We start from the raw sequence: 15736 nt of genomic DNA on the forward strand, positions 1-15736 counted from the left end.
GTGGGCAAAAGTTGCAGCCATGACGTATACTATGATCTATGAACAGCCTGTGGTTTATGAATTCTATAACATTAAGGTGCCAACAGTACTGTTTATTGGTAAGGAAGATAAGACCATAGTTGGAAAGGGGCTGCTTAGTCCTGATCAACAAGCTTTATACGGACAATATAAACTTTTGGGTAAACAGACTGCTGCTAAAATACCAGGTGCGAAAATTATTGAATTCGAAGCTTGTGGCCATATTCCACATATAGAAATATCTACTGAATTTAATGTAGCGCTATTGGGTAGTTTATAATGTTTTCTTTGCCGGATTCTGTAAAAATATTTTAGATAAGATGTTGTATAGTTCAGGATGTTTTACATTAAACTGTTCAGGTTTTTCAAAGAAATATTCTGAAACTACGGCAAAAAACTCTGCTTCATTGGTTATGGCATAAGGGTTAATATCTGATTTGCCATTTTCAATGCGCTGTATCTCCTCATGGATCATTTTAACCCACGGAATGGTATACTCGTGTTTTAATAAGTTCTCAGGTACTCCATCGGTTGCTCCGTCAGACTTGTCCAGCAAATGAACAAACTCATGAATTGCAGTGTTCTCTTTATCTGCACTATTTGAAAAACCTTGAAGAAGGGCAGATCTCGATAAGATCATCTGCCCGTTCATAAATCCGTTACCTACCATCCCCATAACCCTTCTTTCTCCACCTTCGTATTGAAATTCAGTATTAAAGGTGTCTGGATATAAAACTACATTGCTTAAATTATTATACTTCCAGTTGTCAAAACCAAAGACTGGAATAATGGCACTCGAAGCAATTAAAAGTTTATCTAAAACGGTAATCTCAGTTCCAACACCTTCAATTCGGACGTAGCTTAAAAACTCGGAAAGTTTCTGTTCAAATCTGGGTTTATCGTCTACTTCCAGTTGTTGATAATAATTTACATTCTTAAATAACAACTGTTTATCCCACTCGCTTAAGGTCACATAATTATGGCGGTTATCTTTTCTAAGTATAAAATAAACTACCAGAAGTAATATTGGGATAAGAATAAATAAACCTTCCATTTATTATGCTTCCAGAATTTCTAATTGAGTAATCACCTGATCTTGAGTAACCGGATAAGGAACATCATTAACAGCACTCTGATAAACTGCCTCGAATAAAGGTAGGTAGCTTCCTCTTAAAGAAGGTACTGAGTGCACCGTTTTATTTCCTTGCTCATCAATTAATGTCAATTTGCCTTCTTTTCCTTCAGGTTCAATTCCATAGGCGCTGTCAGAAAGTTTCATTCTTTTTAACAGCTGCTCTTCTTGAATATCAGTTCTTTCTTTATGTAAAGATCCTTTTTCACCATGTAATACAAAAGCTGGAAGTGGATCAACCAATAGCAAATTAGAGTGGACAAAAACATTGACACTATTTGGGTAACCTAAATGGATAGAAAAGTAATCATCAACTTTAGTATCCTTACGGTTTTTGCCTAGAATTTTATGAAATGTTTCTGGTTTTCCGAATATGCTAATTGCCTGATCTAATAGGTGCGGTCCAAGATCATACATTAATCCGCTTGCTGCTATGGGTTCCTCTTTAAAGGTTTTAGGTCCTATGGCTAATCTATATCTATCATAGCGGAAGTGAACTTCGTTCAGTTTTCCAAGCTTTCCACTTTCTATAACTTCACGTACAGCTATGTAATCACTATCCCATCTTCTGTTTTGGTAAAAGAATATTTTTTTACCCATACGGTCAGCCAATTCGAAAAGTTCCTTTGCTTCTGCTGATGTAGCAGTGAATGGTTTTTCTACTAAGATATGCTTTCCAGCACTTAGCGATTTGGTAGCATAATCAAAATGGGTATAGTTCGGCGTGTTTATAATGATAAGTTCAATAGCTTCATCAGCTATTAAGTCGTCTATTGTATTATAACTAATTACACCAGGATAATCATCYGCGGCTTGTTTTTGGTTGCGTTCAGTTACAGCATGTAATTTAAAACCTGGGTGTGCATCAACAAAAGGGGCATGAAATACCTTTCCAGACATTCCGTAGGCCATTAAGCCTGTTATAATTTTTTTTTCCATTTTAATATAAATTTCCTTTTAATCCTTCGAAGCTATTATAACCTCCGTAACATTGTGCTAAAAATAAGAAATCACTTTACTAAACGCTTAATATTATTGTAATAAAGCTTCATGTCTAATTGTATCTTTGTAATATGAAACCTGCAGAAATACATGCGAAATGGAAAATTTTGCAACAAAAGATAGCACAGGAATTTGATTCTGATGTACCTGATCTAAAAGTTATACTGTTTTTGATTGGTGTTCAGGAGTTAGGGAAAGGTCCGGGAAAATATAGTAAACGTCAAAAAGAGGAGCTAATGCATATTGCCACCTGTCGTTTATTAAGTGAAATGGGATTCTACGAGTTAGAAGGATTGGATCAGGACGGATGGCCTCATTGGAAACTTGTAAAGCCGGTTCCTTCGTTTGCAATGATGGAGCAGGAATTACTCCTTAAATCCCTTGCTATACATTATTTTGAAGATATCTACCAATAGGAAGAATATCATAAAAAGTAAAAAACCCGAAGTACATAGTACGACGGGTTTTTATTTTATAGGTAGATGTAAATGTTCTTATTTGCCTTGTTGTTGAGCTTCTTTTTTCAATTGATCGTTAGCAACGATAACAACTTCAACTCTACGGTTAGCAGCTCTTCCTTCTTCAGTTGCATTATCAGCAATTGGCTCAGAGAAACCTTTACCTAAAGTGATCAAACGTGATGAAGGAACACCTTGAGAAACTGCATACGCTTTAACAGCGGCAGCTCTTCTTTCAGATAATGCCATGTTATAGGTTTCAGTACCTTTGTTATCAGTATGACCAATAACTTTAATGTCAGTTCCAGGATATTGATTTATTGACCCAGCTAAAGATTTAATATTTGTTTTAGCCTGAGCAGTTAAATCTGATTTGTCAAAACCAAAAAGAATACCACTATCAAACTTAACGATAATACCTTCACCCTCACGGATAACTTCAGCATTTGGGATAGCATTCTGTATTTCAGCAGCTTGTTTATCCATCCTTTTACCAATAAATCCACCGGCTGTACCACCAACTGCAGCACCAATAATAGCACCTACCGCTGTATTACCCGCTTTTTTACCGATAATAGCACCAATCACACCACCCGCTGCAGCTCCAATACCTGCTCCTTTTTGTGTTTTTGTTAAACTATCGCAACCTTGAAATGCCATTGCACCAAGAGAAAGAGCGATACTAAATGTTGCTATTTTAAATTTTGAAGTAATCATAATATAATTGTTTGTTTTACTTTGAGCCTAACTCAAACCTAATGCCAGTTTTATTGTTTCATATTTTTATTGTCCTGCACCGTCAATTTTTGCAAACATAAATGTTACAAAAGGACAATGGCGTATTTTAATTTGTATGAAAGCGACCAAAATTCAGTACAACCACCTATTATTCTGAAAAATATTCTTCTAATTCTTTCAAGGTGTTTTCATCTGTAAGAAAATCTTTAATTACCAGGCCTTTTTCTAAAAGAATAATCCTGTCACAAACATCTGTAACGTGATTTAAGTCGTGACTGGATATTAGCGTTGTCATTTTGTGCTCCTGTTTCAAATTCTTAATTAATGATTTTAACCGAATTTGAGTAGTAGGGTCAAGATTAGCAAAAGGCTCATCCAATATTAACAATTCGGGGTTCTGCATAAGCGCTGCGGCAATACCAATCTTATTTTGATTGCCCTTTGAAAAATCACGAATATATTTGCCTTTATTAAGGATTTCATCATTAAAGAACTCAATGTATTGATTTAGATAATCCATTACATGGGCCGGACTAAAATTATGCAGACCTCCAATAAAAGTAAAATACTCTTCGGCAGTTAAATAATCTATCAGAAAACCCTCATCAAGATAAGATGCTGTGTAGTCTTTCCATTTATCGTGTTTTGCAACATTCTCTCCTTTGGACAGGATCTGACCTGCATTTGGGCGAATCAGATCAAGCAGCATTCGAAATAGCGTTGTTTTTCCTGCTCCGTTATTTCCTACCAGGCCGATGGTTTCTCCGGCATTGATCTGTAATTCTTCAATATTTACGACGGTTTTATTCCCGTATATCTTTTTTAGATTTGAAATTTCTAGCATCATGGTTATTCTCTAAAGCCTTCGGCAATGTTATATTTTCTTTTATTAAATTGATTCACTAAAAAGGTTACCCAGAATTCCCGGGTTAAAAGAGCAAGGACACCCAATGTTCCCAATGCAGCAAGGCCCCAATAAGGGTGATCAACAAAGAAGAAAGGCAAGAATATTACATAAGGTAGCAAGAAATAAGGTAATCCTAAAACCCACTGACTTGCGCCCACCCCCTGAAAGTTAAATGTTGCAGCTTTGGTCAGGTCTATTGCCCTATAGTTGCGAGTTGCAAAATAGAGAACTATTATAGTTCCTATGCCAATATTGTATAGATAAGCAGCAAACTGAACAGCCAAAATCTTCCAGCTGATAAACCCGTAAAGACTTATGATCAATGTGGTAAAACTGGACATTACAGTGAATAGTAAAAACTTAGCTTTAATGAATTTTCTAAAGTCAATTTTGTTAACCAATAGCCCGTCAAAATGAGCGGCCTGCCAGCCAAACATAAATTGACCGTAAATACTAATTACACTGCCAGTCATAAAAACAGCAGCAAATAGCATGGCGGCAAAATTGTCCTTCTGTAAAAAATCTTTCTTGTAAAAAAGGAAGCCATAAAAAACAAAGATCACACACATAATGAGGCTAGATCGTGTCCTTTTATGTCTAAGAATTAATTTTAGCTCTAGGGCAACTAAAGTGCCTATTTCTCCAAAACGACCAAGGATAGGGTAATCCGTACTCGTTTTTTTCTCTTCATTTTTACTTAACTCCTCTGTATATAAGTTATTACGAAGATATCTGGAGTTCACAAGAAATATCACCAGGGCAATCCCACTAAACCCTAGCGCAACTAAAGGATGTAAAGAAATCACATTAAATATGCGGTTCGATATTGCCGAAATAGAAAAAACTTTAAAATACTCTAATAGCCCCAGTGTCAAAATTGAAGCAAGCATTATAGGTATAACCTTTAAATTGGATATACTCATTCTCTTTATGTAAAGCGCTGCGTAATTATTAAAAAGTGTAAGGGAAATAATAGAAACAATATACATTATTGCTACAAGTGAACCATGCACATCGGCTATTGCGGTTACACAAAAGGGAACGAATAAGAATAACGGCAAAATATTAAAAGCAGAAAATAATGCTCTTGCATTTAAGAAGTTAACTATAGTTTGTTTTGAGATTTTTAGATGTAAATAAGGTATAATACTCAGGGTGGGTAAATCCTGTAACTGAAGCCTCATCATCATTTCGATGGCAAAATAATATAAAATAAACCCATTAAATACACCGAATATATCTTTTCCAGGGAAGGATTTTTCAATCAGAATCTCGAGGCTAAGTCCGGCAATAACTGCTACTGCAAGCAAATACAGAAGGATAAAGCCAATAAAAATTTGTGCAGCAATGGATCCCCCTTTATTCTTAGAGCGCCAAAAGGCTTTCCATTGATGATGTAGAAAAGTGATGAGCATATTAATAATTGTATTTGTTTTTCCAGTTCTGTTTTAGTTTTTCTCTTAATTTTTCCTCAGCCGGATTTTTACCGGGGTCGTATAATTTGGTTCCGCTAATTTCTTCCGGAAGGTATTCCTGAGCGGAGAAATTTCCCTCATAAGCGTGCGAATATTCATAATCTTTACCGTATCCAATATTTTTCATGAGCTTGGTTGGTGCATTCCTGATATGTAGTGGGACTGGTAAGTTACCTGTTTGTTTCACCAAAGCCTGAGCTTTATTTATCGCTTCGTAAGAAGCATTGCTTTTTACCGAAGATGCCAGATAGGTAACTGCTTGAGAGAGGATAATCCTGGCTTCTGGATACCCTATCACATTTACTGCCTGAAAGCAATTGTTTGCAAGTAGCAATGCGTTTGGATTGGCATTGCCTATGTCTTCCGATGAAAGGATTAGTAGCCTTCTGGCAATAAACAAAGGATCTTCGCCACCTTCAATCATTCTAGCCAACCAGTAAACAGCCGCATTTGGATCGCTTCCTCTTATAGATTTAATGAAAGCCGATATAATGTCGTAGTGTTGTTCACCAGCCTTATCATACAAGGCAAGATTCTGCTGAGCATGAGCCAGAACGTTTTCATTATTCAACGTTAATTTATTGCCACCAATTCCATTAACTGCAATCTCCAAAACATTTAATAACTTTCTGGCATCTCCGCCAGATAACCTGATCAATGCTTCATGCTCTTTAATGGTGATCTTCTTTTCTTTTAAAACAACATCCTTTTTAATGGCGGTCTGTAATAAACCAGAGAGCTCTTCCTCATTCAGTGCTTTTAAAATATAGACCTGGCATCTGGAAAGCAAAGCTGAGATTACCTCAAAAGAAGGGTTTTCTGTTGTGGCTCCTATTAGCGTTACCAGGCCCCGTTCAACAGCACCCAATAAACTGTCTTGCTGTGATTTGCTAAAGCGATGGATCTCATCAATAAACAAAATGGGCAATCCCATTAAACTGTTTTTAAGTTGAGCGGCTCTGTCTATCACATCTCTTATATCTTTTACTCCTGAGTTTATAGCACTTAGATTAAAGAATGGACGATCAAGTGTTTGAGAAATGATATATGCAAGGGTAGTTTTGCCAACACCGGGAGGACCCCAAAAAATCATTGAGGGTAATTGTCCGCTTTGTATGGCCTTTCTTAGTACAGCATCAGGCCCCACTAAATGTTTCTGGCCGACATATTCGTCCAGATTTTGCGGACGCATGCGTTCAGCTAAAGGAGGGAGGTTTTGCATAAAAGTAAAGATACAAAACCCCAGTTTAAAATATCATAGTTTTATACTATGATCCCGTGTTTTTAGCGGGCTTTTTCTTCCAGAATTTACGTTTTGGTTTGTCGTGGCGAACAGGTCTTTCCGAAGAATCAGCTGCACTTTCCAGAGGGGCTTCACCAAGATGTTCCGGTAAAGACATTCTTTCTATTTGTTTTTCAATCAATTTTTCAATGCTTGCCAGTTTACGCTTGTCCCTGTTATTAACCAGAGTAATTGCAGTACCTTTAGTTGCAGCCCTGGCAGTTCTTCCAATACGGTGTACATAGTCCTCTGCATCGTGAGGTACATCAAAATTAATTACCAGATCAATTCCTTCTACATCAATACCACGACTTAGAACATCTGTACCAATTATTATAGGCAATTGTCTGTTTTTGAATTTTAATAATATGCTTTCTCTTTCCTTCTGGCCAAGATCCGAATGAAAAGCTTCAGCTTTAAGTCCCAGGTTTCTAAAAACTTTACCCAGGTTTTTTACCTTTTCTTTTGTCGATGCAAAAACAATAATGCTCTTATACTCATCTGTTTTTAGAATAGAAGAAAGCAATGGCACTTTTTGTTCATCATGTATCAGATAAACCTGTTGCGATATCCCTTCCGCCGGCTTAGATAGGGCTATGTTAATTTGTTCAGGGTGTTTTAGCAGTGTTCCTGCCAGCTTCCTGATCTTTGGAGGCATAGTTGCAGAAAACATTACAGTTTGTCTATTTTCAGGAAGATAGCTTACAATGCGCATAATGTCATCATAAAAGCCCATATCAAGCATCCTGTCCGCTTCATCCAATACCAAATGCTGCAATTGATCCAGCTTTAAAACGCCAGATGAAAGATGAGAAATCAGACGACCAGGAGTTGCAATAATAATATCCACCCCTTCACGCATCGATCTCTTTTGCTGTTCATAGGCAATCCCATCACCACCACCATATACAGTTAAAGAGCTGATGTTTGTGAAGTAAGAAAGCGCTTCAACCTGTAAATCTATTTGTTGAGCAAGCTCACGTGTAGGAGCAAGGATCAAAGTGTTATTATGACGTTCTTCTGTTCCGGCAATCATATTCATGATTGGCAGAAGGTAGGCTCCGGTTTTTCCGGTTCCTGTTTGTGCACAGGCAATTAAATCTTTTTTGCTTAAAATTAAAGGAATTGCCTGTTGCTGAATAGGTGTGGCATCACGAAAACCCATTGCCGATAACCCTTCAAACAAATCAGGGTTAAAATTAAAATCTTTAAAATCCAATATACTTTATGTTGTTTGCATTATCCGTATAAAAGTAACCTTTTTCTGCCACACATCAAACGGTTTTCTCTTCAACCTGAATTAGCTTTTTCATCTCCAGATTTCCATTGTATTGCGCACCGAATTCTATCTCCAGCGTTTCAGTTTTAATATCACCGTTTACTCTCCCCGTTTTTTTTATTTCAAGTTGGCTAACCTTTACTTTTCCGTTTACCGTTCCGTAAATAATGGCTGACGTAGTTTCAATATCACCTACAATAATGCCCTTTTCGCCCAAAATAATGCCATTTCCAGTCTTTACGTTTCCTGTTACTTTGCCGTCAATTCTTATAACCGATGCTCCTGTAAGCTCTCCGGTAACAACAAAACCGTCGCCTATTAATGTCGAAATTTCCTGTTGATTGATGTCTGGTATCTGAGACTGTTTGGTTTTCTTAAACATTATTCTATTGTTAAAAAAGATCTGGGATTGATTATTTTACCATTTTTATGGATTTCGTAATGTAAATGCGGACCCGTAGATCTGCCTGTAGAACCGATTTTTCCTATGTTATCGCCTGCTTTTACTTGTGTTCCTTCAGTGATTAATATCCTTGACAAATGACCATAGTAGGTTTCAAATCCATTGCCGTGATTAATCACAATGCAATTGCCATATCCACCTCTTCTACCAGCATAGGTTACCCGTCCGCTTGCAGTGCTTTTAACTATTTCACCACGTTTCCCCCTGAAATCTAGCCCTTTATGCGTCTCTACATTTTCTCCGGTAAAAGGATTTTCACGATGGCCATAGCCAGAAGTGATGGCTCCGAAATGGGGATAGCCCATTGGTGTAAAAGCCACATAGTCAATCATCTTATTAAGGTATCCTTCGTAGAACTCACCTATTTCTTCAACCGAAAGGATATCAGAATTCCCCTCGCCTCCTTCATTTTTAACAATGGTTTTTATACCTCTTGCTTTTAGAAATTTATTTATTGTAAGCAACTTCTTGTCGATGGACTCGTAGTGTTTTTTTAGGGCAGAAGTATCGAGAACTGTAGCTTCTTTTTTATTCTCCCGCAATTGCTTGCTCAAGAGTTCTTTTGATGATTCAACTAATGTCATATTGTATGACAGATAGATTATCATTCCAAGTAAAAAAACAAAAGTACCTAGTAATCCAAATACATATTTTTTCCAATGTAATATATAACTGCTTGGAACCTGTATTGGCTTATTTGAGTTCTGATTGTTGTTTACAAAGATGATGGTTGTTCTATCCTTCTTCCTTGCCATAGTTTAAGAATTTAAAATTTGTACGGATGCAAATATATCATTTTCAGGTTTATATAAAAGCATCCGTACAATTTGGCAAAGATATTAGTGCTACTTTTTCTTATCAGCGTAGCCAAATACTTTCTGTAACAAAGGTGTAGATCTGGCACCTATATTGTCTCTGATTTTCAGTTCTTCCTGGGCTACCTGTATAAACATTCCGTCGATAGCTTTTTGTGCTACATAGTCTGAAAGGTCTGTAGATACTGGTTTTACCAACGGAATCTTATTATACTGATTGGCGGCATCGCCCCAATATTTTGTAGCGCCAACCTTATTCAAACTTGTTGTAATAACAGGCTTAAATTTTTCCATCAGTTGAGCTGTTGTTACTCTTTTAAAATAATTAGTTGCAGCATCTTTGCTTCCAAAAAGTATGTTGGTGGCATCAGCAATAGTCATTTGTTTTATTGCAGATACAAATATTGGTTTAGCTTCTTTGGCTGCGTCCTCTGCTGCACGGTTTAAACTGGTAATTACATTATCTGCAAGAGAACCTAACCCAACACTGCGAAGCGTTTTCTCTACCTTTTGTGCCTCAGGAGGAAAGAGGATCTTAACGGCCATATTGCCTAAAAAACCATCCTTTGCCGAGAGCAGATCTGCTCCATGCGATGTGCCCAACTCCAAAGCTTGTTTAATCCCTAAGCCCATTTCACTTGTTGTTGGGGTGCCACCTGTTTGAACCTGATTTAATATCTTTCCAATTTGAGCCTGGCTCTGTACGTCACAACTGCTTAATGTTGCGGCTACTAATGCGAGCAGATAAATTTTAGTTTTTTTCATTTAATGCTGTCTTATCCTCCAAACTTAGCAAATCTTTAGCCAATAATTTGGCTGATTTAGCTAATTTGATGAATTCAGACCGATAGCCTTCATTATCATTTCCCATCGCTTTTTGTGCATTACGAATTACCTGGTCAAAGCTTGAGTTCTGGCGGAAATCGGATTGCCTTAACAACATCCCAAATTCAGCAACCGCAGCGCTAAATCTAAAGTTGTTAGTGGTTTTGTCGAAAGCAATTCTATTGTCAATTACTGGTTGTTCAATTAGCTTGCTCACATTTCCATCTGGTTGTTTATAACGAAGTTTAACAGTTAACAATTCCTTATTATTTCCTGAAATGACAGGCTTGTCGTTTTTCTGGTATTTCAAATCATCTATACTACCCGAAAAAATGCTCTTTACACCAACAGGTATAACTTCATATAATGCTGTTACCGTGTGACCAGAGCCAAGTTCACCTGCATCCTTCTGGTCATCATTAAAATCTTTAGCTTTCAGCATGCGGTTTTCATAACCAATTAATCTGTAGGATTGTACTTTCGATGGATTAAATTCTATTTGCAACTTTACATCTTTAGCTATGGTAAATAATGTTCCGCCAAATTCATTTACTAAAACCTTCCTTGCTTCGGTGATATTGTCTATATAGGCATAGTTCCCATTTCCTTTATTTGCAAGCACTTCCATTTTACTATCCTTGTAATTTCCCATTCCGTAGCCAAGAGTGGTTAAAAAGATTCCGCTTTTGCGTTTTTTCTCAATGAGCTTTTCCATATCATCATCACTCGATGCACCCACATTAAAATCACCATCGGTAGCCAAAATCACCCTGTTATTTCCGCCTTTTATGAAATTTTCTGAAGCCACCTTGTAAGCCAGTTCAATACCTTGCCCGCCTGCTGTAGATCCCCCTGCACTTAATTTATCCAGTGCATCTTTGATTTTGATCTTCTGATCTCCAGGAGTGGAGGGTAAAACCAAACCTGCATTGCCTGCATATACTACAATGGCTACCTTATCTGAAGATCTAAGTTGTTCAGCTAATAATTTAAATGACGACACGAGTAAAGGAAGTTTATTTGCCTGGGCCATTGATCCAGACACGTCGATGAGGAATACCAAATTTGAGGCAGGTAACTTCTCAGTAGAAATTTTACGACCCTGTAAGCCTATCTTTACCAGTTTATGCATTGTGTTCCAGGGAGCATCAGCTATCTCGGTTACAATATTAATCGGATCTTTACCTTTAGGCTGCGGATAGTCATAATCAAAGTAATTCACCATTTCTTCTATTCTCACAGCATCAGCAGGAGGCAGGGCTCCGTTGTTAATGAACCTGCGTATATTAGTGTAAGATGCGGCGTCTACATCAATAGAAAATGTTGAAAGGGGGTTTTTTATGGCATCCCTGAATCGATTTTCGTTAATAGAAGCATAAGATTCTGATGATTCAGTAACTGGAAGCGAGTTCATTACAACGGTCGATTGGCTGATGCCTCTTATATGAACCGCTCCTCTTAATCCCGGAGCTGCCATTGCCTTTTGGCCATAACCAACTATAACTTCTTCTTTCAGAGAAATGCTCTCTTTTTCCAATTTAACATTTAAAACAGTACCGTTAATTTTTAACGTCAAAGGTTTATAGCCAATGTATTCAAATGTTAAAGTTTGTTCGTTTTCCGGAACTGAAATGGTATAAAACCCATTTTTATTAGTTGATGCACTAATCCTTTTGTCATGTGAAAACACATCAACGCCCGCGAGAGGTGTTTTGTCATTTCTGTCAGTTACTATACCCCTAATAGTCCTAACCGAATTTCTGGGAGCTTTGAATGCGGTAAACAGTAAAACAATAAATATTGGTAACAATAGCTTTTTCATAATCGTCTGTTTTTCTAAATGATGTAAGCTTTGCAGAAATTCCACACCAGTGTCGAAAAATATTTTTATACTTGAGAAAATTATACCTGAAAGACCCTTTGAAGTTCATAAAGAATAACGCCAAAATCCAGGAGCAGGACGACACTGCTTTAATTACGCGCTATAGGCAAAGCGGTGATCTGGAACCATTGGGTATACTTTATAACAAGTATATGCACCTTGTATTTGGTGTGTGTTTAAACTATTTAAAAGACGAGGAGCAAAGTAAAGATGCAGTAATGCAGATTTTTGAAGAACTTGTGGTTAAGCTCAAAATTCACGAAGTACAGAACTTTAAAAGTTGGTTGCATGTATTATCTCGTAACCATTGCTTAATGGCCCTTCGTAAGAATTCAAAAAATACAACCGTTTCATTAGAAGATACTTTTGTGGAAAACACAGATTTTGTGCATCTTGATATTGATGATACAAAAGAGACTAAACTTACCGTTATGGAAAAGTGTATGGAAACACTTCCCGAAGAACAGCGCGTAAGTGTAGACTTGTTCTATCTGCAAGAGAAATGTTATAAAGAAGTAGCGGATATTACCGGCTACGATATGCTAAAAGTTAAGAGCTATATCCAGAACGGTAAAAGGAACTTAAAAATTTGTATAGAAAAGAATAGTGGTGAATAACGATTGGTTAGATATAGCAGTTTTAGAAGATTATCTTGATGGTAAGCTTGATGCAAAGACTATGAACAGGGTAGAGCGTGAAGCGCTCGAGGATCCTTTCGTAGCCGAAGCGCTGGCTGGCTTAAGCATGTCGCCTAAGCGATCTCTTGAATCCCTTTCTTTGCTTCAAAAGCAATTGCATGAACGTGTTGCAGAGCATCATTCTGCTAAAAAAGCAACAGTAATAACTTGGCAACGCCTAAGTATTGCCGCTGCTGCTGCTGTGATATTTATTTCTGTTGGAATTATTTTCTGGATGAAACAGGTGAATTATCAGGAGATGGCATCCAAAAGACCTAAAAAGATTGATGTAAACATAGCTCCAAAGCCGAGCAGCGATAGTGTGATCGAAAATGCAGATGCCGTAGCCACACTTAAAACAGAAAGTACAGATAAAGCTTCTTCTGAAATTGATAAAGCAATAAAAGCAGCCAAAACTAACAGTTATGCTGCCAATTCAAAGCCTAAATCAAAATCCATTGCAAACAGTACTGAACCAACGCCGATTGCTGAGGCAACTTTAGCAGCAGCTCCAGCATCAGCAGCAAGGGTATCAGATGATTCAAGTGCTGCATTAAATGAAGTTGTTGTTGCTGCTTATGGGAAAAAAACTGCTAAGCAAGCCTTAGGTGCACCTGGAGTAAAAGGTACCGTAAGAATTAGAGGGCTTGCAACCCCTCAAAAAGAATTTGATGATACCTATGCCGTGAGGTTCACAATCAATAGCAAAGATATTAATGATATTCCAGTTGCCCGTCAAAACCAGTTACTGCAGAGTGTAGCTAAAGATTCAAAGTCTGAAACTACCCATCCTGTAATTGGGTGGCCAAAGTTCAACGGTTACCTTACTGAAAAAAATAGCTATATAACAGATGCGAAGAAAGGGCAGTCTGTTGAATTCAGATTTGAAATCAAAGATCTCAGACCTATAAATGTTGCCGTGATACGCGGCTTTTCAGAAAGATTCGATGAGGAAGTGATTCGCCTTATACAGACAGGGCCAGATTGGGATGTGCAGGACACTGCACATCCAATCGTATTTCTTACAATTGAGTTCTAAAAAAACAAATGTATAATTCCGTAAACAATTGCTGCTAGCGTTGCAGAAACCGGAATGGTTAATACCCATGCCCAAAGTAAGCTAACGGTAACTCCCCAGCGTACTGCCGATACTCTTTTTAACAAACCAACACCTACAATTGAACCTGTAATAGTGTGGGTTGTAGAAACCGGGATACCAAAGTGTTCCGTAATACCTAAGGTTACTGCACCTGCAGATTCTGCAGCTACACCCTCAAAAGCATTTACTTTAGTAATTTTAGAGCCCATAGTTTTTACAATTTTCCAGCCACCGCTCATGGTACCTAATGCAATTGCAGCATAACATGAAATAGGAATCCATTCAGGCATTGCATCTCCGGTGTGTAGTACATTTGCCGCAACCATAGAAACATAGATGATGCCCATTACTTTTTGAGCATCGTTACCACCATGTGTAAAGCTTAATGCAGCAGAAGAGATCAGCTGTAATCTTTTAAACCATTTCTCAGCTACAGAAGGCCGGGCATTTTTAGATATATGTAAAATGATAATGGATATAATAACCGAGATCACCATACCAATTACGGGTGCCAGAACAATAAACGCAACCACTTTTAAAATGGGGGCAAGGTTAATTGCCGACATTACGCTTGCGCCTACCGTAGCCGCTTTAGCCATACCAGCACCAGCAAAACCACCAATCAGGGTGTGCGAGGAGCTTGAAGGGATACCAAACCACCATGTAAAAAGATTCCAGGTAATGGCGGCGATAAGACCAGCCAGGATAACTTCAAGCGTTATAAAATTCTCTACTACAGTTTTGGCTATAGTATTAGCCACTTTATGGTCTGTAAAGTAAAAATAAGCAGCAAAGTTAAATACTGCTGCCCATAGCACTGCCTGAAAAGGAGAAAGCACTTTTGTAGAAACGATAGTAGCAATTGAATTTGCCGCATCGTGAAAGCCATTTATATAATCGAATCCTATTGCGAGGACGATTACAACAACCAATAAGGTAGTTACCATTTTTTGAAGGTTTAAGCGTTCTTTACCAAAATAGATTCCAGCACATTAGCCGCATCTTCACATTTATCAGTAGCCATTTCAAGAGTTTGAAGAACCTCTTTTTGTTTGATCAATTCAATTGCGTTGGTTTCAAATTCAAACAAACGGGCTATTGCCAAATTACAAACGTAGTCAGCCTGATTTTCGCCGCTGTTAATCCTTACACAGGCATCAGCGATAACACGAATATTTTTAAAACTTCTTAATTCTTTAATTGCTTTATCCAAATCGGTACACATCTCTACCAATAATTCAGCAAGTTTGATCATTGCATCACCTACATTTTTAACATTGTATAATTCAATGTTACTAGCCGAAGCATGGATGTAATCTGCAATATCATCAACTGCACTGGCGAGCGCATGGATATCCTCCCTGTCAAAAGGAGTGATGAAGTTCTTGCTAAGTTCAAGGAAAATCGAATGGGTAATGTCATCACCTACGTGCTCTAAACGTTCAACTTCCTTAATGTATTCTTTTCTTTTTTCTGTATCAGTTGCACTTAATGCAAGCAATAGAGCTTCAGAAATTTTCAATACGTTACTTCCAGCCTGTTCAAATAGCGGTTGGAACTTTTTGTCTTTAGGGGTGAAGAACTTAAAAATACTATTCATCTTTTATAAAATATGATACAAAAGTATGAGTACAATGTTAAGTTAATGTTAAGTGTTAAGTTTTTTTAACTAAGCGGATTATGA

Annotated in this window: 17 protein-coding genes; 4 read left to right on the plus strand and 13 right to left on the minus strand. The window is 37.5% G+C overall.

Translation table 11 applies throughout. The features are described 5' to 3' along the window. The coding region (locus AC1DG9_RS01845) for an alpha/beta fold hydrolase (protein ID WP_477634251.1) at window positions 1-298 on the plus strand (298 nt) is incomplete at its 5' end. Here the strand turns inward: AC1DG9_RS01845 and AC1DG9_RS01850 are convergent. After that, the gene (locus AC1DG9_RS01850) at window positions 293-1072 is read right to left on the minus strand and encodes a M90 family metallopeptidase (protein ID WP_288884366.1); all 780 of its coding nucleotides are present in this window, start codon (window positions 1070-1072) and stop codon (window positions 293-295) included. The two genes, AC1DG9_RS01845 and AC1DG9_RS01850, sit on opposite strands and share 6 nt — an antisense overlap. Before the next feature lie 3 nt (window positions 1073-1075). Beyond that, a complete protein-coding gene (locus AC1DG9_RS01855; protein ID WP_288884367.1) occupies window positions 1076-2089 on the minus strand; it encodes a Gfo/Idh/MocA family oxidoreductase in 1014 nt (337 codons plus the stop codon). Window positions 2090-2223: 134 nt separating this feature from the next. On the opposite strand from AC1DG9_RS01855, the gene AC1DG9_RS01860 reads away from it, so the two are divergent. Further along, complete coding sequence (locus AC1DG9_RS01860) at window positions 2224-2568, plus strand: hypothetical protein (protein WP_048907844.1); 345 nt, start codon at window positions 2224-2226, stop codon at window positions 2566-2568. A gap of 78 nt (window positions 2569-2646) precedes the next feature. Here the strand turns inward: AC1DG9_RS01860 and AC1DG9_RS01865 are convergent, their stop codons facing one another. From AC1DG9_RS01865 to AC1DG9_RS01905, 9 genes are all read right to left on the minus strand, one after another. Further along, window positions 2647-3327, minus strand: coding sequence for a YiaD family glycine zipper/OmpA-like lipoprotein (locus tag AC1DG9_RS01865; RefSeq protein ID WP_099440429.1), 681 nt, complete (start codon window positions 3325-3327; stop codon window positions 2647-2649). Window positions 3328-3496: 169 nt separating this feature from the next. Beyond that, window positions 3497-4195, minus strand: a complete 699-nt coding sequence (locus tag AC1DG9_RS01870; RefSeq protein ID WP_172661828.1) for an ABC transporter ATP-binding protein — start codon at window positions 4193-4195, stop codon at window positions 3497-3499. 2 nt (window positions 4196-4197) lie between these two features. Then, a complete protein-coding gene (locus tag AC1DG9_RS01875; protein WP_172661827.1) occupies window positions 4198-5670 on the minus strand; it encodes a DUF5687 family protein in 1473 nt (490 codons plus the stop codon). Window position 5671: 1 nt separating this feature from the next. Beyond that, window positions 5672-6952: a replication-associated recombination protein A gene (locus AC1DG9_RS01880; protein ID WP_337717295.1), complete on the minus strand. Its 1281-nt coding sequence runs from the start codon at window positions 6950-6952 to the stop codon at window positions 5672-5674. 46 nt (window positions 6953-6998) lie between these two features. Beyond that, the gene (locus AC1DG9_RS01885; protein WP_172661825.1) at window positions 6999-8231 is read right to left on the minus strand and encodes a DEAD/DEAH box helicase; all 1233 of its coding nucleotides are present in this window, start codon (window positions 8229-8231) and stop codon (window positions 6999-7001) included. A 55-nt stretch (window positions 8232-8286) separates the two neighbouring features. After that, entirely contained in the window at window positions 8287-8673 is a 387-nt protein-coding gene (locus tag AC1DG9_RS01890) for a bactofilin family protein (protein WP_172661824.1), read from the minus strand. Next, a complete protein-coding gene (locus tag AC1DG9_RS01895; protein WP_288884325.1) occupies window positions 8673-9509 on the minus strand; it encodes a M23 family metallopeptidase in 837 nt (278 codons plus the stop codon). The genes AC1DG9_RS01890 and AC1DG9_RS01895 overlap by 1 nt, the downstream gene beginning before the upstream one ends. A 90-nt stretch (window positions 9510-9599) precedes the next feature. Continuing rightward, window positions 9600-10334 carry a DUF4197 domain-containing protein gene (locus tag AC1DG9_RS01900; RefSeq protein WP_172661822.1) on the minus strand — a complete coding sequence of 245 codons (735 nt, stop codon included), beginning with the start codon at window positions 10332-10334 and terminating at the stop codon, window positions 9600-9602. Next, window positions 10321-12216 carry a YfbK domain-containing protein gene (locus tag AC1DG9_RS01905; protein WP_288884326.1) on the minus strand — a complete coding sequence of 632 codons (1896 nt, stop codon included), beginning with the start codon at window positions 12214-12216 and terminating at the stop codon, window positions 10321-10323. Before AC1DG9_RS01905 ends, AC1DG9_RS01900 begins: the two co-directional genes overlap by 14 nt. A 98-nt stretch (window positions 12217-12314) precedes the next feature. Here AC1DG9_RS01905 and AC1DG9_RS01910 point away from each other — a divergent pair, with 98 nt between their 5' ends. Continuing rightward, window positions 12315-12893 (plus strand): RNA polymerase sigma factor, encoded by a 579-nt coding sequence (locus AC1DG9_RS01910; RefSeq protein WP_172661887.1) that lies wholly within the window; start codon window positions 12315-12317, stop codon window positions 12891-12893. Continuing rightward, window positions 12886-13992, plus strand: coding sequence for a hypothetical protein (locus AC1DG9_RS01915; RefSeq protein WP_216854419.1), 1107 nt, complete (start codon window positions 12886-12888; stop codon window positions 13990-13992). Before AC1DG9_RS01910 ends, AC1DG9_RS01915 begins: the two co-directional genes overlap by 8 nt. Here AC1DG9_RS01915 and AC1DG9_RS01920 read toward each other — a convergent pair. Together AC1DG9_RS01920 and AC1DG9_RS01925 are read right to left on the minus strand one after the other, a co-directional pair. Then, a complete protein-coding gene (locus tag AC1DG9_RS01920; protein WP_172661819.1) occupies window positions 13989-14999 on the minus strand; it encodes an inorganic phosphate transporter in 1011 nt (336 codons plus the stop codon). The genes AC1DG9_RS01915 and AC1DG9_RS01920 overlap by 4 nt on opposite strands. Before the next feature lie 11 nt (window positions 15000-15010). Then, the gene (locus AC1DG9_RS01925; RefSeq protein WP_048907832.1) at window positions 15011-15652 is read right to left on the minus strand and encodes a DUF47 domain-containing protein; all 642 of its coding nucleotides are present in this window, start codon (window positions 15650-15652) and stop codon (window positions 15011-15013) included. Window positions 15653-15736: the final 84 nt, after the last annotated feature.

It is taken from the genome of Pedobacter sp. 05L430, assembly GCF_056397585.1.